Origin of the sequence: Geojedonia litorea (assembly GCF_042654525.1) — a bacterium.
Lineage (GTDB): Bacteria > Bacteroidota > Bacteroidia > Flavobacteriales > Flavobacteriaceae > Geojedonia > Geojedonia litorea.
On the sequence record NZ_JBHSGP010000014.1, the window covers coordinates 1,172,163 to 1,194,714 of the forward strand.

Sequence of the window (22,552 nt, forward strand, 5' to 3'; positions counted from 1 at the left end):
TATAATGAACTTTGAACTCATTCAAAATATAAAAGCTGCTTTTCAATTAAATTTTAATGAACAGCCTATTGTAGTATTTGCTCCTGGCCGGATCAACATTATTGGAGAACATACCGATTATAATGAGGGCTTTGTATTGCCAGCTGCCATTGATAAAGGCATTGTCGCAGCCATAAGTAAAAGTGATACTCAAACCTGTACCATTTTAGCTTTAGATCTTAATGAATCTTACCAGTTTCATATAGATAAAGTTAGTGCTATCCCAAATGGCAATTGGCGAAATTATATTATAGGGGTAGTAGGCGAAATTAAAAAAAGAGGACTAGAGATAGCTCCTTTTAATCTCGTTTTTGGAGGTGATATACCAAATGGTGCAGGGCTGTCGTCTTCTGCCGCTCTTGAGAACAGTGTTGTTTTTGGCTTTAATGAATTATTTGATTTAGGATTGACGAAAACCGAAATGACCTTGATTTCTCAGCAAGCCGAGCATAATTATGTTGGGGTACGTTGTGGTATTATGGACCAATATACCAGCATGTTTGGTGTAGAAAATCATGCCTTGCTTTTAGACTGTAGAACCCAAGAGGCAACTCCAGTGCATATCGATTTTAAATCGTATGAACTGCTTTTAATCAACACCAATGTAAGTCATAGCCTTGTAGATGCTGCATATAATGAACGAAGACAAGTTTGTGAAAAAGTAGCGTCGTTATTACAGGTCCAAGCATTACGTGATGCTACTGAAGCCGACCTACACAAAATAAAAGAGAATTTAAGTGAAGCCGACTATCAAAAGGCCTTATATATAATTCAAGAGAATAATCGTGTTCAAAAAGCCGCACAATTGATACGAGAAAATAATCTGGAAGAATTAGGAGAATTACTATTTGCAGCGCATAGTGGTGCACAGCATCAATTTAAAATTAGTTGTGACGAACTTGATTTTTTAGTGAATAAAGCAAAAGAAAATCCACAAATTATTGGAGCCAGAATGATGGGTGGTGGATTTGGGGGCTGTACCATCAATTTAATTAAAAAGGACGCTTTAGAACAATTTACTCGAGATATTTCAAGAGCTTATTTAGAAGCCTTTAACCATCATTGTTCATTTTATTTTGTAAAGCTATCACAAGGAACGCATTTAATTTAGATTAATATGACTGCCAATATTCAAAATTATTCACATAAACGTTATAACAGCCTTACAGGAGAATGGGTGTTGGTGTCACCACATCGTGCCAAACGTCCGTGGCAAGGCCAAGAAGAAGAACAGGCTCAAGACGAGCGTCCAGCACACGATCCTAAATGTTATTTGTGCTCTGGAAATGTAAGGGCCAATGGTGAAGTGAACCCAGATTATAAAGATGTCTTTGTTTTTGCAAATGATTTTTCTGCGCTTCAGGACGGATTTGAATCGTTTAGTATTGATAATGGATTAATAAAGGCAGAAAGTGAACAAGGTCTTTGTAAAGTGATTTGTTTTAGTCCAGACCATTCTAAAAGTTTGGCACAGATGACATCAAAAGACATTCAAAAAGTTGTTCATGCTTGGCAGCGAGAATTTGTGTCATTGGGGAGATTGAATCATATTAATTATGTTCAAATTTTTGAGAACAAAGGGAGCATCATGGGTTGTAGTAATCCACATCCACATGGTCAAATTTGGAGTCAATCTTCACTTCCAAATGAAGTCGATAAAAAAGACAAACAGCAATTAGCCTATTTTAAAAAGCATCAAACTACTTTATTAAAAGATTATATAGCCCAAGAGTTAAAACTCAATGAGCGTATTATTTTTGAGAATAGATCCTTTGTGGTCTTAACACCGTTTTGGGCGATTTGGCCCTTCGAAGCAATGATAGTTCCTAAAACACCGCAAAAGGACATTTCAATTATTCCTAATGAAGATACCGTTTTATTTGCTGAAGCTATTTCTGTGTTGACCAAAGTGTATGACAAATTGTTTAACACCTCATTTCCGTATTCAAGTGGAATTCATCAAGCACCTACTAACGGACAAACAAATGAACATTGGCATTGGCACATGAGTTTTTATCCGCCGTTATTACGAAGTGCTACAGTTAAGAAGTTCATGGTGGGCTATGAACTATTTGCGAGTCCGCAACGAGATATAACACCAGAAAGTGCGGCAAAAACTTTAAGAAACTTGTCTAATTCAATTTAAAAACTAAAGGTAAAATGAATTATTTACTAAAAAATGTGTGTTTACCCATAATGATCTGCTTTGGCAGTTTAACACTTTACGCTCAAAAATCCAAAGGAGATGTTATTGTTGATAAAAATGGCGTTATGTTATGGAAAAACACAAAAGAAGAAGTTAAAGGATTTGGAGTAAATTATTCCGTACCCTTTGCACATGCTTATCGTTCAGCCGAGCAATTAGGAATTGATGTTAAACAAGCTATCGACAATGATATTTACCACTTCACTAGGCTTGGCTTTGATCTGTATCGCTTGCATGTTTGGGATACCGAAATTAGTGACACCTTAGGGAATTTACTAGAAAACAAACATCTAGACGCTTTCGATTACCTTCTTCATAAACTGAAAAAGCATCATATAAATTATGTTATCACACCTATAGCTTTTTGGGGTAACGGTTGGCCAGAGCCTGATACCGATAGTCCTGGTTTTTCGCATAAATATGGTAAAAATGAGTGTTTGACTAATCCTGAAGCTATTAAAGCGCAACACAATTATCTCGAACAATTTTTAAATCATGTGAATCCTTATACAGGGATTGCTTATAAAGATGAACCAAATATTATTGCTTTTGAGGTGAGTAACGAGCCACATCACAGAGGCGATGGCAAAACGGTCACCAAATTTGTTAAAGGCATGGTTGATGCGATGCGAAAGTCAGGAACCAAAAAACCTGTTTTTTATAATATGAGTCATGCGGTGCAGTTTATGGAGGATTATTTTAAAGGCAATGTTCAAGGAGGAACATTCCAGTGGTATCCAACAGGATTGGGTTATGGCAAGGAATTGTCTGGAAATCTGCTGCCAAATGTAAATGATTACAATATGCCTTTTGAATCGGTATTTAAAAAGTATAAGGGCGCAAAGCTTGTTTATGAATTTGATGCAGCCGATGTAGGTCGTTCTTATATCTACCCAGCTATGGCGCGAAGCTTTAGAACTGCTGGAATTCAAATTGGGACACATTTTGCATACGATCCAACTTTTATTGCACCTTTTAACACCGAGTATAATACACATTATATGAACTTGAATTACACGCCACAAAAGGCATTGAGCCTAAAAATTTGTACTGAAGTATTTCATGAAATCCCCATGAATTCCAAATTTGGCACCTACCCTCAAAATACCAGTTTTGGTGATTTCACTGTTGACTACAAATCTGATTTGGCAGAATTTAATTCTGAAGAAAAATTCTTTTATACCAACAGCACAAGTTCAGCACCTAAAAATGTATCAGACCTAAAAGAAATAGCTGGATTTGGAAATTCTTCTGTGGTACGTTACGATGGTTTGGGAGCCTATTTTTTAGACAAAATTGAAGAAGGTGTTTGGCGTTTGGAGGTTATGCCAGATGCCGTTTGGGTTGATAACCCTTTTGGTCGAAACAGCCTCAATAAAACAGTTGGCGTAATTAAGTGGGAAACGCATCAAATGAGTATTGATCTCAACAACTTGGGTGCTAATTTTAGCATTGAAGCCATCAATCAAGGCAATTCTTTTTCACCAAAAGTAACCGATAAATCATTCGAAATACGACCAGGAACCTATGTCATTAGTAAACAAGGAACTTCTAAAAATTGGTCATCAACTGATGCTTTCAAAACCAATATCTTAAGTGATTTTTATGCACCAGAATCAACTGTTAATCAACCTTGGTTTCAACATGAAGCTGCTAATACTGCTAATACAGATTCCGAATTAAAACTAAATGTTCAATTTATAGGGCCAGAGCAACCAAAGGAAATTACGGTCACAGGCTACAACAGTGACCGGAAATATTTCAACTTAAGTTTTGAGCCCGTTGGTAGTTACAATTATGAGGCTACCATCCCCGCTGAATATGCAATTGAAGGATTCATTAATTATAACATTTTGGTCAAATTACCAGATGATAGTGAAATGACTTTTCCGTCAGGTAAAAAAGGGAATCTATATGATTGGGATTTTTATGACCGTACACCTTACACAGTTGCAGTAATTCCCAAAGAGAACCCAATACTGTTGTTTAATGCTATGCAAGATTCAGAACATTTGATAAGAGAATGGCGACCTACATTCAAGTTAATTCCAACTAAAAAAAGCAATGAAGCAGAATATCAAATGCATTTAGATAAATTGTTTTACCCTGATAACGAGAATTTAAATGCCGAGCCAATTTATGATTATAGCTTTAAGCATTTTGTAATTGATGAGATAAAGGAGAGAAGAGAGAGTTTAAACTCAAAACAACAATTGGTTTTTAAAGGAAGGTCCTTAACCAATAAACCTTGTAAACTTCAAATTGCTTTTGTTTTAGAAGATGGTTCTTCTTTTGGCAGCGTCATTGAAATTGGCTCAGAGTTGAAGGATTATAGCCTTAGGATTAGTGATTTAAAACTAGTTAAAACAGTAACGTTACCAAGACCGTACCCTAGCTTTTTGCCCTATTTTTTCGAACACAATAACACTTCTACTTTTGATATTCATAAGGTTGAAAGCCTTCAGATTTCAATTGGGTCAGAATTGACTGAACAAGAAACTAATCAATCTCATGGTATAGGAATAGTGAATGTAAGGCTCAAATAAAATAGTATTATGAAAAAATTAATTTTAAGTACCGTTATTGTTATCCTTTGTTTTGGTTGTAAAACTTCTGAAAAGGAAGCAAAAATGGATGCAGATTCTGAAGAGTGGATATCCCTGTTCAATGGCAAAGATTTAAACGATTGGGATATTAAAATCGCTGGTCATGAAGTTGGTGAGAACTATAAAAACACTTTTCAGGTTAAGGATAGCATGATAAGGGTTAATTATGATGCTTATGAAACTTTCGAAAATGCTTTCGGGCACTTATATTATAAAAAGCCGTTTACGTATTATAAAGTTCGTTTTGATTATCGATTTACAGGAAATCAAGTTGAAGGTGGAGCCGGTTGGGCCAATAAGAATAGTGGTATTATGTTGCACTCTCAATCTGCCCAAAGCAATAGTTTGGGGCAATTTTTTCCTGTTTCAATTGAATTTCAATTACTGGGCGGACTGGAAGAAGGCATTGAACGACCAACAGGAAATTTATGTACTCCTGGAACAACCGCTGAAATGAATGGTGAAATTATTGCAGATCATTGCACAAACTCGAATTCTAAAACCTTTTATGATGAGCAGTGGGTACATGTTGAAGCAGTTGTACTTGGAAATGAAATGATAGTTCAAATCGTTAATAAAGATACAGTAATGGTGTATCAAAACCCTAAAATTGGTGGAGGACTAATCAATGGTGCTGAAGGCGAATGGGAGAATAACGGAATTACTAATAAAGAGTTTTGGTTAGCTAAAGATGGTGAGCCTCTAACCGAAGGTTATTTGGCATTGCAGGCAGAAAGTCATCCTATAGATTTTAAAACTATTGAATTGCTCAATTTGTGCGGATGCATGGACAAGACGGCTAAAAATTATAAATCGTATTACGTTAAGGCCGATAACTCAAAATGTATTTATTAAACAAAAACGCCTCAATTCAATGAGGCGTTTTTGTTTCATCAGTAAAGTAGTTTAAAAACTAATATTTAATGAGTTTAGAGATTGAGCTTTGGCCATTATTGTTTTCAATTTTTGCTAGATAAAGCCCTTGATTTAATTCTGAAATATCAAAGTCATTTTGTTTTGAAAAATTCCCTTCGAATGTTTTTACCAACTTCCCTGTAATATCATATAGTTTTATAGTGTTAACTGGAGCATTGATTTTAAATGATGATTTTACGGGGTTAGGATAAATTGTAAATAAATTTGTTTGTGCCTCTGTCACGGCAAGAGTTGATGATTGATTGCCATACATTTTAAATCCACCGGCAGGAATATTAATTGGTGTTGTTGTATTAGTTACGTTAAGTGTAGTATTTCCCGTTTCATCCATTAAATCATACCAGGTTCCGGTATAAGGGAAATCGGGAGTAACATTAGCAGCGCTTAAACCAAAATTGGCTAAAATCACTACATTTTTCAATTGACTTGATGACAAACTATTGTCAAACACATAAATTCGAGGGGTTAAACCGCCTGAATTAATGTTATAATCACCTTCAAATACGGGTTCATTTATTTTTAAATTAATTAGTCGTGCCCAATCACTTCGCACTTGACTTCTGTTAGCATCCCCTAACCAATTTTCAACCCATTGTGGTTGAGGTTTTGTGTCTAATTTACAGTCGCCATCTCCATTGCCGTCATAATCACTATTTACGACTCCATTTTCACAAGTCCAAATTGAATCGTCCATACCCAAATCGGCAAAATGCCATATCATTTTAGGGCCTGGGATGGGGATGGATACGGCACCTAATGTAGACATTCTAGCTAATGCAGTATTTAAATCCCTGACATCATATCCAGCGCCACTATTTCCAAACTGTACCATTTCATACATTATTCGGTCTTTGTCATGGCTTTCAGGATAACCTAATGTGCGTTTACCTGTAAATCCATGAGCCGTATGTCCCATGCGGCTAAAACCGCTAGCATTACCTTGTGCTAAATTTTTATAATCATTCCACATTTCACTCCACATCATAATACCTTTGCCTTCACCAAGTCTATAATTGGCCCATTCTTGCTCTTCAGTGTCTCCACCTAAGTGTTCAAATATCACATAGTGATCAGGGTCTATGGTCCATGAGTAATCGGCATATTCTTTTAAAACAGCAACACGATCGGCTTGATACGAATTTGTGCAGCCATCATCCCCAGCCGTACAATTTTGTGTAAAACCTTTTGTTAAATCCCAACGAAATCCATCAATTTTAAATTCTTGAATCCAATGTTTTATGACACGCTTCACATATTCTTTAGTTCTTGCACTTTGATGGTTAAAGTCTTCACCAACACTGTAACTATGCTTTGCCGAAGTGTTAAAGTAAGGATTGTCTGTACTAGGCGGTCCATAGCCATCACCATCGGGATCATTTGACCACATTCTCACCAATGAATTTCTACCAAAAGCATGATTTAAAGCAAGATCTAGAATGACAGCTATTCCATTTTGATGACATAGATCAATGAGTTCTTTTAGCTTATCTTTTGTGCCATAATATTTATCTAATGCCATATGGTGGGCTGTATTATAGCCCCAACTTTTATTGCCTTCAAACTCCATTATTGGCATTAGTTCAATAGCATTGATATTTAGGTTTTTAAAATAATCAATGCGGTCAATTAAATTTTGATAGTTTCTATCGGCATCAAAATCGCGAACCAAGACTTCATAAATAATTAGATCTTCCTTTTTTGGTTTGTTGAAATTGGTTACTTGCCAATTGTACGATGTTTGATTAGTTTGAAGTACGGTCACTTCAAAATTTCCCCCTCCGGTAGGATATGCTGGTACATTTGGATAAGATCCAGACGATGCAATTTCTGGGTCATCAAAAGGGTTTAAGATTAAGGTTGAAAAAGGATCGGCTACTTTCACTAATTTTTGAGAATTGGCTACAGGAGTTTTGTCAACTGCCCAATATTGAAAGGTTTCAATTTGTCCAGGTGTTAATCCTGTAAGGGTAAGCCAATATCTTCCGTTTCTTGAAAAATCCCGCTTCATGGCGTAGGCTGAAGTAGGTTGCCAATTATTAAAACTTCCCGCTACATACACGAAATCCTTTCCGTTGGCATATAAAAGTAAGGTGGCTTTAGTTGGATCACTGGGATCATAATTTATCCCATCTTCAAAGGTGCCAGACAAGGTTGCCGAAATTGTACCTGGATCAATCAACACTGAAAAGGATTTTGTTATGGTTGTAGAGGCTTGTGTAACTTCTAGTTCATAAAATTGATTACTAGTTATAGTATTATGGGTGAACGCATAAGATGAGATGTTTGATTGCGAATTTATTATACTACCATTTGCTTTTAGTACATAATTTGCGTTACCTCCCGTATTAGATGCTGAAATACTCAAATTTCCACCAGAGGAAAGTATAGTTGCTGAATTTTGTGTAGGACTAGTTAGTGATACTTGAAAGGCACCAACATCGACTAAAATATCTTGCGATTTTTTATCTCCTGTTCCATCTTTTGCCTTTATTAAAAAGCCAATCCTACCTATACCAGTTCTACTATAAAAAGTTGTTGGCACAAATGATATGGTATATGTATCATTACCAGCATTATAAGTTAGTTTATTCGCTTCGTTTGAATTCGCCCAAGTTCCATTTGTAGGACAATCTTGTAAATTAGAAAGATTAAGGTCGTAGGACCAAGACCATAAATAAAGTGCATTTCCTGAAACTCCCCAAGTGGATTCGTTAATGCTGCTCCCATTAAAGGTAAGAGTTATGTTATCGGTTTCTTCAAAAACAGAGGGGCTAACACTATAGGTTACTGTCTGCTGTTGAGCATAAGCAAAGGAGGTGAATAAAACTAAAATTAAGAGTAGAGTTCTGTTCATAAAAGGATTAATTTAAGTTAAAAAGGGCTGATTGAAAGTCAGCCCTTTTTAACTAGTTTAATATTATTATTGAATTTTATTCAAAGCATAACTTCCATCAGTTAAGTCTAAACGAATTCTGTATTTTCCGGCTGTTACAACTATGTCGTCACCACCAGCTTCTAGAGTTCCGTTGGCACCTGTATCACCATAATTGGTATCCCAGGCATTATTAACTCTAAACTTCATCGCACCACCTATAAGGGTAACAATGTCACCTACATAAATATCAGGGTTTACTTGTGTTAAGCTGAAATCTGGTCCAGCATTACCCCAGTCGTTGTAAGCAGAACCTACAACCCCTAATACTTCAGCAGCTTCCAGAGTATATTCACCGTTTTTCAAATCTAATGTAATATTATAGTGTCCAGCTGTGACTATGATATCATCACCACCTTCGTCTAAAGTTCCATCTGCTCCTGTATCACCATAATTAGTGCCCCAGTCATTATTAAATCTAAATTTCATCGCACCATTTAATAAACGTACACCTGCTTTAAATGTATCGGTTGTATGGTCATAGTAAAATTTAGCATCAGGACCACCATTACCCCAATCATTATAGGCACTTCCAACTACACCCCATGAATAAGGTTCCATGGTATAAGTACTTGCATTTGTGTTGACTGTAATTTTGTAAGTCCCTGCAGTTACTGTGATGTCTGCTCCTCCTGCTTCTAATGTGCCATCAGCTCCATTGTCTCCATAATTAGTATCCCAGCTATTGTCTAATCTAAATTTCATGGCACCACCTAATAAGGTTACATAGGATACTATAATGTCAGGGTCGCCAGTAGTATAAAATGCACCATCTGCACCAGCATTACCCCAGTCGTTGTAAGCAGAGCCAACTACGCCCCAATTAGATAAGGCAAAACCGCTTCCACCATTGTCTACAATTTCAGGTAAAAATACATTAAGGGTTTGTACGCTCGATAGGCTTTCTATGGCGTCATTGCCTGCATAGGCCCTAACTCTAAAATGCAATTGACCCATATTTGGATTTTCGGTGTTGGGGTCATTGTCTAAACCGGCTGTTGTTGCCATAGACAATAACTTGCCAATAGTTACAGCAATATTATTATTTGAAGTGCTTCCTATAATGGTCATATCAGAAAAATCGCCTGAAATAGAACCTTGTAAGTCATAAGAAACAGCCGTAGGTGCATCAAAACTTACACTTTCCCAAGTAAAACGCTCTCCAATATTGGCTGAAGTGGCACTTGTTAATATATATTGATCTAAAAACGTGTTAGTAAACGTAAATTCACCTTGCTCTTGTGCTGTAAAAACTAATTCGTCTTTTTCACAGGAATTAAAGCCTGTTAAGGCTAAAATCATTACTATTAAAATTTTAATTCTTTTCATTATATCGTATGTTTTAATTAATAACCAGGGTTTTGTGTTAAGTTAGGATTAGCGCTTAAATCTGAAGTTGGAATTGGAAAGATATCTCTAAACGCTTCTGTCGTGGTTCCGTTTTGAACGTTCCCTTTCCAGGACCAAATGCCACTTGACGAAAATTTACCGAAACGGATTAAATCTGTACGTCTATGACATTCCCAATAGAGCTCACGCGCTCTTTCGTCTAAAATAAAATCTAATGATAAATCTGAAGTTGAGATATTTCCAGAAGTATCTCCATAAGCTCTTACCCTTAATGTGTTAATAAGTCCAACTGCAGTATTAGCATCGCCACCACCACCACGTAGGTGTGCTTCGGCATAGATTAAATAAGCATCGGCCAATCTGAACAATGGAAAATCGGTATCAGGAAAATTGCCAGAAGTATCTGATCCTGGATTACCATTTCGATCTACATTTTTATATTTCGCAATAGCATAACCATCAGTAAATTTAGAAATATTAGGAATTTCTAATGACTGTCCATTAGTATAGAACAATTCTCTGCCATCAGGCGAATTTTCCATGCCAGGGAATTTTTCAACAAAGTTTTTAGTTGTTCTTACTCCGGCCCAACCACTACTCACTCCAAACTCTGAAAGTGGCATACTGCCTCCAACTGGTGCATGTACTAAAAAGGTCATACCACCGTAGGCTTGTGTACGTAAACCATCAAAAGCAATTGGGAATATAATTTCATTAGATAGATGATTGTCGGCTAAAAATAAGTGTCTGTAATCACCATCTAAACTATATTGGTTAGAGTTAATCACTTTTTCTGCTTGAATTCTAGCATCGGCATATCTTGGTGTCCCTGTATATACTTCAGCATTTAAATAAAGTTTCGCTAAAAGCATCCAAACAGCTGCTTTGTCTGCACGTGCGTATTGATTTTGACCAGGGCCAGGTAATACACTTTCAATGGCGGTTAATTCTGCCTCTAAATAGGCAAATAAATCAGTGCCATTGGTTTGTTTAGGTAAAAACGCACCAACGATATCTTCATCTGTTACAAAAGGTACGTTTCTAAAAAAGTCTAAAGCATGTGAATAGCTTAAGGCTCTCATAAATCGAGCTTCGGCTCTATAAATTTGAATTTCAGCTTTTAAACTAGCATCAACACCTCGAGAGTTTAGTTTCTCATCAGTAGTTTGTCTTATAAATTCATTGGCTAAACTTACCTGATAAATTATTCTGTCATACATAGTTCTAATGAACTCGTTGCCGGCAGTCCAGTTTTGATAATGCAAGTCTTTTATAGTACCGTCATTCCAACCAATTAATGCTTCATCAGTAGTAAGCTGCTGTAGTTTCCAATATAGTCTTAAGTAATTCGAAAACCCTTCATCTAAACCAGCAAGATCGGGATTACCCGCAGGACCTTGTTGACCACTTACGGCAATTCCTGCATAAATTTTGGCAAGAAACGCTTTATAAGAGGCCGGATCGTCAAAAACTGTTGCAGATGTTTCTTGATTTATTGGCCTTAAGTCATCGATTTCACTTGTACAGGAAATGACGATAGACACACAACAAAACAAAAACAGTGCTTTTTTAAAATTGTTCAACATAATTTTGTTCTTTTTATAGTTCATTTTTATTTTAGAAATTAAAGTTTAGCCCTAATACAAAGGTTCTTGGTTTAGGATAAACATTGTTGTCAACACCGTCTGCAATTTCAGGGTCTAATCCTGAATAATTAGTTACTGTAAACACATTTTGAGCAGTTAATGAAGCACGTAGATTTATGTGTTCAAATGGGATGTTATATCCCACTGAAACGTTGTCTAGTTTCATGAAAGAGGCATTTTCAACGTAAAGATCAGAAAACTGTTGGTTGGTTTGAAAGCCTGTTTCTAAGGCATGTGTACTACCATTACCATAATGTAAATTACCTACTTGTACTAGCATGGCATCGGCATACCCATTTGCAGACCTAAAGTTGTTATACATATAGTTCCCCAAACTTCCTCTAAAGGTAAAGCTAAAGTCTAAATTTTTATAGTTCATCATAGAGGTAAATCCAAAAAATGCCGCAGGTGTAGGTGACTGGAATCGGTATTTATCGTTATCATTGATGGTATTGTCTCCATTTAAATCTACATAAACACCTTCCAATAGTCTGCCATTTACATCTACAACTTGTTTAAATACATAAAAGCTATTAGGCTCTGCTCCTAGCGAGTGGATTTGTATTAAATTTCCAACACCTCCAGATAAAGTTGGGCCAGTTGGTGTGCCAGGATAATTTGGATCATCAGACAAGGTTAGTTTGGTAACTTCTACATCACTTAGAGTAAAGTTGGCACTAACATCCCAAGAAAAATTATCATTTCTAAAAGGTGTAGCATTAATACCAATTTCAATACCTTTACTCACCGTTTCACCAACGTTTTGGTCTAAAAAGTTTTCTAGATTACTACCTGCAGGAACTTGAGTATATTGCAATAAGTCTTTGTTTTTACGGTAATATAAATCTAATGTTCCTGTGATTTTGTTTTTGAATAAGCCATAATCTAAACCAACATTATACATACTAGCTTCTTCCCATTTAAGTCCTTCGTTATAACCTTCAGGTCGAATAGTATTTACGTATTCATTTCCAAATTGGTATTGTGATTTGTCATCACCTTTAGAGTAAAGACCTAAATACGGGAAGGCCCCACCAACATCTTGTTGTCCTGTGATACCCCAGCTTAATCGTAATTTTAAATTCGAAACAACTTGAGAGTTTTTAAGAAAATCTTCTTCAGAGATTAGCCATGAAAAGGCTGCAGAAGGGAAATCAGCATTTCGATTGGCTTTTGAAAACCGTGACGAAATATCACGTCTATACGTAGCGGTAAAAATGTACTTACGATCGAGTGTAAAATTCGCTCTTGCAAAATAAGACTCTAAAATTAACTGAAAAGGAATAGGAATGTTATCAATAAAATCTCCTGTTGAGGTGTCTAAATCTGTATTTCTCTCGATATTGTAAAATCGTTGGTAGGTATGTCCTGCCGTAATATCGATTCCTGTTATTAAAGATTCAAATTCCTTTTTGTAGTTTAAATAAAAGTCAAGCAGTCTGTTTTTATTAACGCCATCATAGGTGCCTTGTCCAGGGCGTTGACCTAGGCTTAAGTTATTAAATCCGGCCGCTGCATTTGAAAAATAACGTCCTTCATATTCTTCATAATCAAAACCAGCATTTACATTTAAACGTAATTCAGGAAGAAAATGAAATTTATAATCAAATTGTATATTAGAGATGTTTCGTCTTGCACGCTGTCTATTATCGTTTAGTAATAACAATGACAATGGATTTCTAGGTGCTAAATCTCTTACAGTACCGTCAGCGTCTTCAAATTCAAAATAACCTCCCCATGACCCTTCAACAGGTTGTGTTGGATCAAAAAACACTGCACTGCCTATAGCACCTTCATTGGCAAATCGATTATCAACTAAACTTCCTTTGGAAGTAAGATTGACTTTTAAGTGGTCATCCAAGAAGCGATGCTCAAAATTTACGTTGATAGCATTTCTTCTATATTGCGAAGTTTTTAAAATTCCGTTTTGGTTAGATAAGTTGTAATTAGCTCTTAAAGACCCATTTTCAAAGCCTTTACTAATAGTCAAATCATGGATGCCACCTTCGGCATTTTCGTAAATTTGATCTTGCCAATCGGTATTAGCTGCACCCAATAAATTTTCGTCACCACCATTGTCGATGATGTATTGTCTAAATTGTGATGCGCTTAATACGTCTACCTTATCAGTTAAATGACCTACCGAAGCCTGTAAATTATACTCAACACTTAATGGTGCTTTTGTTTTACCTTTTTTGGTTGTAATAATTACAACCCCAGCTGTTGCTCTAGATCCATAAATGGCTGTTGCCGAGGCATCTTTTAATACGGTGTAGCTTTCAATTTCATTAGGGTTGATAGCATTTAAGCTTCCACCGCTTAACGGGATTCCATCTACCACAATTAAAGGGCTGTTATTAGCACTTAAAGACCCTCCATTTCTAATTCTAATTTCTGCTCCAGATCCAGGAGATCCTGAAGACGAGGTAATTCGAACACCAGCAGATTTACCTGCTAGTAAATTTTCAGGAGACACTATTGCACCTTTATTGAACTCTTCAGAGTCAATTCGGTCTAGAGATCCAGTGGCATCTTTTACGGTGGTAGAACCGTATCCAATGATAACAACCTCATCTAATTGTGCTGTATCCTGACGGAGAATGACATTTAAACTTGTTTGGCCATTGTAAGTGATCTCTTGTGCTATAAAACCTAGATAGGAATACACAATAATGTCACCTGTGTTGGCTCTGATGGTGTAATTTCCATCAAAATCGGTTGAAGCTCCTGTAGTAGTACCCTTAATTATGACGTTGACTCCAGGAAGCGGAATGTTAGCCTCATCTGTTACGGTCCCAGTTACAGTAGTTTGTGCAAACAGTGTAGCAGGGATTAAAAATACCAGTAGCAGAAAGCTATTTAAAAATGTTTTCATAGACTATTTCTAAAGTTAATTGCTTGAGTTAATTAGTTATATATTTTCACTTCTGTTGTTAAATCTATATAAATTTTGGCTATATTAAGCATGATACATTTTTTAGACCCCAGCGAAAACGTTTGCGTGTTGAAAACTTTTTTTAGATTGGTAGGAATTCTGCTGTTAAACTAAAAAAACACGAATTTGACAATAAAACTATATTACTACCTTTATGATGTTATTTTTGTAATATAAATGGTTAGATTTTAAAACGTCAATAGACCTTCATAGTTTTAATTAATAGCAATAAATGAAACGAAAAATCACTTTAAAACAGATTGCCAGAGAGCTCGATGTTTCTATATCTACAGTTTCTAAAGCCTTAAAAAATAGTCATGAAATAAGCCAAGACACACGAGATAAAGTACAAGCTTTTGCGAAACTTTACAACTATAGACCCAATAACATTGCCTTAAGCTTAAAGAATAGAAAGACAAAAACTATTGGTATTATGATTCCTGAAATCGTACATCATTTCTTTTCGAAGGTGATTAAAGGTATAGAGTTGGTGGCAAATAAAAGAGGGTATAATGTTATTGTGGGTTTGTCTAACGAATCCTTTGACAAAGAAGTCATAAACATGGAAATGCTGGCTAACGGTAGTATAGACGGGTTTATTCTCTCTATTTCTAAAGAAACACTATTACAACAAGATTATCACCACTTTAATGAAACTATTAATCAAGGAATGCCAATTGTAATGTTTGATCGGGTTGTTGATGAAATTCAATGCGATAAAGTCATTGTAGATGATTTGAATGGCGCAAAAAAAGCCGTTTTGAAATTGTTGAACAAAGGCTGTAAACATATTGCGATCATTACTACCAACGATTATTTAAGTATAGGTAAGTTAAGAACAGAAGGTTACATTCAAGCGCTTGAAGAATTTAATATTCAATCTAATCCCTCATTAATTTTAAAGATTGAAGATAAGTTGTTGAGTGATGAAAACGTTGATGAGCTTGAAAAGCAATTGATAAAATTATTTAGCTCCAATAGTATAGATGGCATTTTTGCAGTCAATGAATTATATGCAGTGACCGCGATGAAAGTTGCTCGTAGTCTGGGTCTTTCAGTTCCTAAAGATGTGCAGGTTATCAGTTTTAGTGATGGTGTACTTTCAAAACATTCAACGCCAAGTTTAACTACAGTAAGTCAACATGGACAAGAAATGGGGGAGAAGGCCGCCGAATTGTTAATTAATAGGTTAGAAAATGAAGATGAAGGGGACGAAGAACATTATGAAACTATAGTTATAGAAACTGAACTAATAGAGCGAGACTCAACTAAATAGTTAAAACTAAAATTATTAAAATAAAAAACTTTGGTTATATTTACGGCTGATTCAAAACTTATATTTTCACTTCTACAATAAGTTTTGATAAGAAATAGCTTATCAAAATAGTATCAATATAATTACATACTATAATGAAAAAGCGTACGCTAGGTTTTTGGGAAATTTGGAACATGAGTTTCGGGTTTCTTGGAATTCAAATGGGTTTTGCCCTTCAGAATGCTAATGTCAGTCGAATTTTTCAAACTTTGGGTGCAGAGATTGAAGATATTCCCATTTTATGGGTTGCAGCCCCTTTAACAGGCTTAATCGTTCAACCAATAGTTGGTTACTTTAGTGACCGTACTTGGCATCCAAAATTAGGTCGTCGACGTCCTTATTTTTTGGTTGGTGCTATTCTGGCTTCTCTAGCCTTGTTTATCATGCCTAATTCGCCAATGTTATGGATGGCTGCTGGAATGTTATGGATAATGGATGCTTCCATTAATGTATCCATGGAACCCTTTAGGGCATTTGTAGGAGATAATCTTCCAGAGCACCAGCGTACAAAAGGCTTTGCCATGCAAAGTTTTTTTATAGGTATTGGTGCTTACGTTGCTTCCAAATTGCCTTTGTTGTTAACTTATATGGGTGTAGCTAATACCGCTCCTGAAGGGATTATACCAGACTCTGTAAAATACTCTTTCTATATAGGTGGTGGAGCATTTTTCCTAGCAGTATTATGGACAGTCATCAAATCTAGAGAATATACACCAGAGGAAATTAAAGCCTTTGAAAATCAAGAAACACATAGTGTTGAAACAGAGAATAAACCAGAATCATGGTACCAAACAAATGGAAGCTTACATTTAAAAAGAGGAATTATAGTTTTAATTGTTGGCCTTTTATCGACCTATGCAGTTTATTATTTTGAACTAAAAAAAGATTTATTTGTACTTACATTAGGGTTGATTTCATTAAGTGGACTAATCTTAATTGTCTCTGGACTTCTTCAAAAAGGTAAAAATTACCAACATGGTTTTGTGACCATAGTTAACGATTTTCAGTTTATGCCGAAGGTAATGAAGCAATTGGCTTGGGTGCAGTTTTTTTCTTGGTTTTCACTATTCTCAATGTGGATTTATACTACCGGAGCTGTTACAGAGCACATTTACAAAACTAAAGATACCACTTCAGAAGCTTATAATATTGGTGCCAACCAAGTAGGTGAAATGTTTGCCAATTACAATATTATTGCAGCTGCTGTTGCATTTTTATTACCTCTGTTAGCGAAAAAGACCAGTCGAAAATTTACACATTTTTTAGCTTTAGTAGCTGGAGGGTTAGGGCTAATGTCATTATATTTTATAACTAACCCTACTAGATTTGCCATAGAATGGTTGCCAATGATTGGTGTTGGAATAGCTTGGGCTAGTATATTATCAGTGCCTTACGCCATGCTTTCAGGATCTTTGCCCGCTTCAAAAATGGGCTATTATATGGGTGTGTTCAACTTTTTTATTGTGATTCCGCAATTAGTGGCAGCTTCCATATTAGGTTTTCTAGTATCAACATTTTTTAATAATCAACCTATTTATGCTTTACTTGTTGGAGGTGTTTCCATGATATTAGCAGGAATCTTATCGTTAACAGTAAATGATAAAGCAATAATTCAAAGCAATGACTAAAAAAGGATTCATATTCGACCTCGATGGGGTTATAGTAGATACCGCCAAATATCATTTTTTGGCTTGGAAAAAATTAGCCAACAGTGTTGGTGTAGATTTTACAGAAGCCCAAAATGAACAATTGAAAGGTGTAAGTAGAAAGAAATCGTTAGAACAAATTTTAGAATGGGGAGACAAATCACTTTCTGAAGAAGAGTTTATAGAACTCATGGTGTTGAAAAATGATGATTATTTAAGTTACGTGGATAAAATGGATGAAAATGAAATTTTACCCGATGTCCCCAAAATTTTAAATTTTCTTATTGAAGAAGGTCACCCAATAGCTTTAGGGTCGGCTAGCAAAAATGCCCGTAATATTTTGGAAAAGGTAAACCTCCTTTCTTACTTTAATACTATCGTTGATGGGAATAGTGTGACCAAAGGCAAGCCAAATCCAGAAGTGTTTTTTAAAGCAGCAAAAGCGCTAAAGGTTCCTCCAAAGGATTGTATCGTTTTTGAAGATGCCCGTGCGGGGATTAAAGCAGCAAATCTTGCTGGAATGATTTCTATTGGAATTGGTCAAAAAGATGTGCTTCATGAAGCCAACTATGTCTTTAATGACTTCACCGAAATCTCAATAGATTTTATAAAATCACTAATAAACAATTAAATAATTTTTTTCTGCACAACAGAAGCAATACCAACTAGAAATGAATTTAGATTATATTAAGCCAGATAACTGGTCAATTATTGAGGAAGGGTTTGATCCTAATACTGTGAAATCATCAGAAAGTTTATTCAGTATTGGAAATGGAGCCATGGGGCAACGTGCTAATTTTGAAGAACACTATTCTGGTAAAACCTTCCAAGGAAGTTATATTGCAGGCGTATATTATCCAGATAAAACACGAGTGGGATGGTGGAAAAATGGTTATCCAGAGTATTTCGCAAAAGTACTAAATGCACCAAACTGGATTGGTATAAATGTCACCATCAATGGTGAACAATTAGATTTGGCAACCTGTAAAAAGGTTAAAGATTTTAGAAGGGAACTCAACATGAAAGAAGGTTGGTTGTCTAGAAGTTTTGTAGCCACCTTGAAGAATGATATTGAAATTGAGGTAAAGGCCAAGCGTTTTTTGAGTTTGGATTTAGATGAAGTTGGTGCGATTTCTTATACAGTTTTACCATTAAATGCAGCTGCCGAAATTAGTTTTGAACCGTATTTGGATAGTGGTATAACCAACGAGGACACCAATTGGGACGATCAATTTTGGGACACCTATAGTGTTTCACAGGAAGATCATCAAGCATTCATCCAGGCAAAGACCATGAAAACAGCGTTTCATACCTGTACGTTTATGGAGTCGCGGATTTTTATTAATGGCAATCCTTTATCAATAGACTCAAATGGTCAGTCTGATAGCACATTGGTTTCATTCACATATAGACATCTTGTAAAGCAAGGAGAATCGTTTACCATCCATAAGTTTGCAGGTTACACGGTAGATAGGAAACATGATAAATCACAATTGGTGGATGCGGCTAAAACGGCATTATCCAAAGCTATTGCCTTGGGATTTGATGGTTTATTGGATAAACAAAAACAAGCTTGGGCCAACATTTGGGAAATGGCAGACATTACCATTAAAGGTGATGTGAAAGCACAACAAGGAATTCGATTTAATATCTTTCATTTAAATCAGACTTATTTAGGAACAGATTCAAGCTTAAATATCGGACCAAAAGGATTTACCGGTGAAAAGTATGGAGGTAGTACCTACTGGGATACAGAGGCGTATTGCATTCCGTTTTATATGGCAACCAAAGATCAAAAGGTAGCTAGAAATTTACTTGCATATCGTTATAATCATCTTGGAAAAGCTATTGAAAATGCTGAAAAACTTGGATTTAAAAATGGTGCAGCATTATACCCGATGGTAACCATGAACGGTGAAGAATGCCATAACGAATGGGAGATTACCTTTGAAGAAATACATCGTAATGGAGCTATTGCATTTGCCATTTATAACTATCACAGGTTCACGGGTGATTATAGCTATATCCCGGAAAAAGGTTTGGAAGTATTAATAGGTATTGCACGTTTTTGGCACCAACGCGCCACATTTTCTGAAGCGAAAAACAAATATGTTATTCTAGGTGTAACAGGACCAAATGAATACGAAAATAATGTGAATAACAATTGGTATACTAACTATATGGCTAAATGGTGTATTGAATATGCTTTAGAAAATATTAAGTTAATAGAGACAGATTATAGTTCAGATTATACCCGAATTATGAATAAGGTCAAGTTGTCTCAAGTTGAAATGGAGAGTTGGGAAACCGTGGCTAACCAGATGTATTTTCCGTTTGATAAGGAACGCAACATCTATCTTCAGCAAGATGGATTTATGGATAAAGAATTGGTTACTGTTGCCGATTTGGATAAAACCCAAAGACCCATTAATCAAAAATGGTCTTGGGACCGAATTTTACGTTCACCATATATAAAACAAGCCGATACGCTTCAAGGATTTTATTTTTTTGAAGATCATTTTACAACAGAAGAACTCGAACGCCATTTCGATTTTTATGAGCCTTTTACAGTTCATGAAAGTTCACTTTCTCCTTGCGTTCACAGTATTCAAGCGGCAAAACTTGATCGTATGGAACAGGCCTACACCTTTTATTTAAGAACGTCTAGATTAGATTTAGATGATTACAATAAAGAAGTTCATGAAGGTTTGCATATTACGTCAATGGCAGGAACTTGGATGAGTATTGTTGAAGGTTTTGGTGGTATGCGTGTGAAAGATAATACCTTGAATTTTACACCAAAAATCCCGAAACAATGGGAAGGCTATTCATTTAAAATCAATTTTAGAAACCAAATTGTAAAAGTAAATGTTAGCCATGGTAAAACCAGTTTTGAACTGGAAGGTAATTCAGACCTTGAAATCGTGGTTAATGGAAAAGCCTTTACAGTGTCTCCAAATCAATTAACTAGTGTGTAAACAGGGATTAGATTTCAGAAACTAATTAATTATGAAACAAAGAATTCACATATTTTTAATCTGTATGGCACTGTTTGCTTTGTCATGCAAGAACAATACTTCAACGCAGTCAAATCAGGATTCAGATTCAAAAAATATTGAAGTTTATAATGATATTGACAGAATTGAACCACCAAATTGGTGGGTTGGTTTGAAAGAAACTAAATTGCAATTGTTGGTACATCATACCGATATTTCAAATGCAGATCCTGAAATTTCATATCAAGGGGTTTCAATTTTAGAAGTTCATAAAGCAGATAGCCCCAACTATGTGTTTATTGATCTAAATATTTCTGCTGAAGCCATGGCGGGACAATTTAATGTAGCTTTCAAATTTAAGGATGGAAAAACCCTGAATCAAACGTATGAATTAAAACAAAGGGAAAAACCAGCTGAAGATTATATTGGGTTTGATAGCTCTGATGTCATTTACCTAATCACTCCAGATCGTTTTGCAAACGGAAATCCACAGAATGATGCGTTTCAAGATTTAAAGGAAAAGACCATTGATCGAGAGAATGATTATGGACGTCACGGAGGTGATATTGCTGGAATCACAAATCATTTAGATTATATTTCTGATATGGGTTTTACTGCAATTTGGCCAACGCCTATGCTTATCAATGATATGCCAACAGCTTCCTATCACGGCTATGCCATGACTGATCTTTATAAAGTTGACCCTCGATTTGGGACTTTAGAGGAATACAAAAAATTATCCAAGACAATGAGCGATAAAGGGATGAAGCTTATCATGGATATGGTAGCAAACCATTGTGGAAGCCATCATTGGTGGATGAGCGATTTGCCCTTTAAGGATTGGGTAAACCAACAAGAAGCCTTTGAAAATCAAACCGAATTAAAAAACTCTAATCATAGGCGCACAGTTAATCAAGATGTTTATGCTTCTAAAAAGGATCGGGATGAGATGAATCAAGGTTGGTTTGTCCCAACCATGCCTGATCTAAATCAGAAAAACACTTTTATGGCTAAGTACATTATTCAAAATAATATTTGGTGGATAGAAACTTTGCAGTTGGGAGGGATAAGACAAGACACCTATCCATATCCTGACAAGGATTTTATGAGTAATTGGGCAGGAGCAATAATGACTGAATATCCAAATTTTAATATTGTTGGAGAAGAATGGAGCACAAATCCTTTACTCATTGCCTATTGGCAAGATGGTCATATCAATAAAGACGGTTATGATTCCAATTTAAAATCTACAATGGATTTTGCAATGCAATCTACCATTGTACAGGGATTAAAAGAGTCGGAATCATGGGGTACAGGACTCGTAAAATTATATGATGGATTGGCTAACGATTTCGCCTATACTTCACCAAAGGATATCATGATTTTTCCTGATAACCATGACATGAGTAGAATTTTTACTCAAATGGATGGAAATCTCATTAACACTAAAATGGCATTGGCCTTAATTGTGACTTTGCCTAGAATTCCTCAAATTTATTATGGTACTGAAATTTTGATGCATGACTTTGAAAACCCTGGAGATCATGGTTTATTACGAGGAGATTTTCCCGGCGGATGGGAAGGGGATTTGGTCAATGCATTTTCAGGGGAAGGTTTAACTGAAGATCAAAAGGATATGCAATCCTTCCTTAAAAAAATATTGAATTATAGAAAAAACAGCAACGCCATTCATGAAGGAAAAACACTGCACTTTGCACCTGAAAATGGCGTATATGTATTGTTAAGAATGATTGAAGGCGAAACGGTTGTTCTAATTTTAAATAAAAATGAAGGGCCAACCTCGTTAGATCTAAAGCGTTTTGAAGAAACAGGTTTGGCTGGAAAGACTTTAAGGAATATTGTTTCAGGAGAGGAACTAGTTTGGGGTAATACTTTAGAGTTAAAACAAAAAGGCAGTATAATTTTAACTACTAAAACAAAATAG

At 35.8% G+C, this 22,552-nt stretch carries 13 protein-coding genes; 9 read left to right on the forward strand and 4 right to left on the reverse strand.

What is annotated here, in order from left to right; translation table 11 throughout:
* The first annotated feature begins 4 nt into the window (after positions 1-4).
* Genes galK through ACFO5O_RS13150 form a run of 4 tightly spaced genes read left to right on the forward strand, consistent with a single transcriptional unit; the run spans position 5 to position 5,706 of the window.
* Positions 5-1,150, forward strand: coding sequence for a galactokinase (gene galK, locus ACFO5O_RS13135; RefSeq protein ID WP_387964517.1), 1,146 nt, complete (start codon positions 5-7; stop codon positions 1,148-1,150).
* A gap of 6 nt (positions 1,151-1,156) precedes the next feature.
* A complete protein-coding gene (locus ACFO5O_RS13140) occupies positions 1,157-2,185 on the forward strand; it encodes a UDP-glucose--hexose-1-phosphate uridylyltransferase (protein ID WP_387964519.1) in 1,029 nt (342 codons plus the stop codon).
* A 14-nt stretch (positions 2,186-2,199) separates the two neighbouring features.
* Complete coding sequence (locus ACFO5O_RS13145; protein ID WP_387964521.1) at positions 2,200-4,791, forward strand: glycoside hydrolase 5 family protein; 2,592 nt, start codon at positions 2,200-2,202, stop codon at positions 4,789-4,791.
* A 9-nt stretch (positions 4,792-4,800) separates the two neighbouring features.
* Positions 4,801-5,706: a 3-keto-disaccharide hydrolase gene (locus ACFO5O_RS13150; RefSeq protein WP_387964523.1), complete on the forward strand. Its 906-nt coding sequence runs from the start codon at positions 4,801-4,803 to the stop codon at positions 5,704-5,706.
* A gap of 58 nt (positions 5,707-5,764) precedes the next feature.
* Here the strand turns inward: ACFO5O_RS13150 and ACFO5O_RS13155 are convergent, their stop codons facing one another.
* The 4 genes from ACFO5O_RS13155 to ACFO5O_RS13170 form a co-directional block, all read right to left on the reverse strand.
* Positions 5,765-8,641 carry an alpha-amylase family glycosyl hydrolase gene (locus ACFO5O_RS13155; protein WP_387964525.1) on the reverse strand — a complete coding sequence of 959 codons (2,877 nt, stop codon included), beginning with the start codon at positions 8,639-8,641 and terminating at the stop codon, positions 5,765-5,767.
* A gap of 66 nt (positions 8,642-8,707) precedes the next feature.
* The gene (locus ACFO5O_RS13160; protein WP_387964527.1) at positions 8,708-10,048 is read right to left on the reverse strand and encodes a SusE domain-containing protein; all 1,341 of its coding nucleotides are present in this window, start codon (positions 10,046-10,048) and stop codon (positions 8,708-8,710) included.
* Between the two features lie 17 nt (positions 10,049-10,065).
* On the reverse strand, positions 10,066-11,655 hold the full coding sequence (locus ACFO5O_RS13165; protein WP_387965135.1) for a RagB/SusD family nutrient uptake outer membrane protein: 1,590 nt from the start codon (positions 11,653-11,655) through the stop codon (positions 10,066-10,068).
* A 31-nt stretch (positions 11,656-11,686) separates the two neighbouring features.
* The gene (locus ACFO5O_RS13170) at positions 11,687-14,590 is read right to left on the reverse strand and encodes a SusC/RagA family TonB-linked outer membrane protein (protein ID WP_387964529.1); all 2,904 of its coding nucleotides are present in this window, start codon (positions 14,588-14,590) and stop codon (positions 11,687-11,689) included.
* 292 nt (positions 14,591-14,882) lie between these two features.
* Between ACFO5O_RS13170 and ACFO5O_RS13175 the strand changes: the two genes are divergently transcribed.
* The 5 genes from ACFO5O_RS13175 (at position 14,883) to ACFO5O_RS13195 (ending at position 22,552) form a co-directional block, all read left to right on the forward strand.
* Positions 14,883-15,926 (forward strand): LacI family DNA-binding transcriptional regulator, encoded by a 1,044-nt coding sequence (locus ACFO5O_RS13175; RefSeq protein WP_387964531.1) that lies wholly within the window; start codon positions 14,883-14,885, stop codon positions 15,924-15,926.
* Positions 15,927-16,060: 134 nt separating this feature from the next.
* Positions 16,061-17,593 carry an MFS transporter gene (locus tag ACFO5O_RS13180; RefSeq protein ID WP_387964533.1) on the forward strand — a complete coding sequence of 511 codons (1,533 nt, stop codon included), beginning with the start codon at positions 16,061-16,063 and terminating at the stop codon, positions 17,591-17,593.
* Entirely contained in the window at positions 17,586-18,242 is a 657-nt protein-coding gene (gene pgmB, locus ACFO5O_RS13185) for a beta-phosphoglucomutase (protein WP_387964535.1), read from the forward strand. Before ACFO5O_RS13180 ends, pgmB begins: the two co-directional genes overlap by 8 nt.
* Before the next feature lie 40 nt (positions 18,243-18,282).
* Positions 18,283-20,589 carry a glycoside hydrolase family 65 protein gene (locus ACFO5O_RS13190; protein WP_387964537.1) on the forward strand — a complete coding sequence of 769 codons (2,307 nt, stop codon included), beginning with the start codon at positions 18,283-18,285 and terminating at the stop codon, positions 20,587-20,589.
* Between the two features lie 31 nt (positions 20,590-20,620).
* Complete coding sequence (locus tag ACFO5O_RS13195) at positions 20,621-22,552, forward strand: glycoside hydrolase family 13 protein (protein ID WP_387964539.1); 1,932 nt, start codon at positions 20,621-20,623, stop codon at positions 22,550-22,552.

Bases quoted from the DNA above. Each gene is read 5' to 3' on its own strand.
- galK (WP_387964517.1), top strand. From the start codon at position 5: ATGAACTTTGAACTCATTCAAAATATAAAAGCTGCTTTTCAATTAAAT.
- ACFO5O_RS13140 (WP_387964519.1), top strand. From the start codon at position 1,157: ATGACTGCCAATATTCAAAATTATTCACATAAACGTTATAACAGCCTT.
- ACFO5O_RS13145 (WP_387964521.1), top strand. From the start codon at position 2,200: ATGAATTATTTACTAAAAAATGTGTGTTTACCCATAATGATCTGCTTT.
- ACFO5O_RS13150 (WP_387964523.1), top strand. From the start codon at position 4,801: ATGAAAAAATTAATTTTAAGTACCGTTATTGTTATCCTTTGTTTTGGT.
- ACFO5O_RS13155 (WP_387964525.1), bottom strand. From the start codon at position 8,641: ATGAACAGAACTCTACTCTTAATTTTAGTTTTATTCACCTCCTTTGCT.
- ACFO5O_RS13160 (WP_387964527.1), bottom strand. From the start codon at position 10,048: ATGAAAAGAATTAAAATTTTAATAGTAATGATTTTAGCCTTAACAGGC.
- ACFO5O_RS13165 (WP_387965135.1), bottom strand. From the start codon at position 11,655: ATGTTGAACAATTTTAAAAAAGCACTGTTTTTGTTTTGTTGTGTGTCT.
- ACFO5O_RS13170 (WP_387964529.1), bottom strand. From the start codon at position 14,590: ATGAAAACATTTTTAAATAGCTTTCTGCTACTGGTATTTTTAATCCCT.
- ACFO5O_RS13175 (WP_387964531.1), top strand. From the start codon at position 14,883: ATGAAACGAAAAATCACTTTAAAACAGATTGCCAGAGAGCTCGATGTT.
- ACFO5O_RS13180 (WP_387964533.1), top strand. From the start codon at position 16,061: ATGAAAAAGCGTACGCTAGGTTTTTGGGAAATTTGGAACATGAGTTTC.
- pgmB (WP_387964535.1), top strand. From the start codon at position 17,586: ATGACTAAAAAAGGATTCATATTCGACCTCGATGGGGTTATAGTAGAT.
- ACFO5O_RS13190 (WP_387964537.1), top strand. From the start codon at position 18,283: ATGAATTTAGATTATATTAAGCCAGATAACTGGTCAATTATTGAGGAA.
- ACFO5O_RS13195 (WP_387964539.1), top strand. From the start codon at position 20,621: ATGAAACAAAGAATTCACATATTTTTAATCTGTATGGCACTGTTTGCT.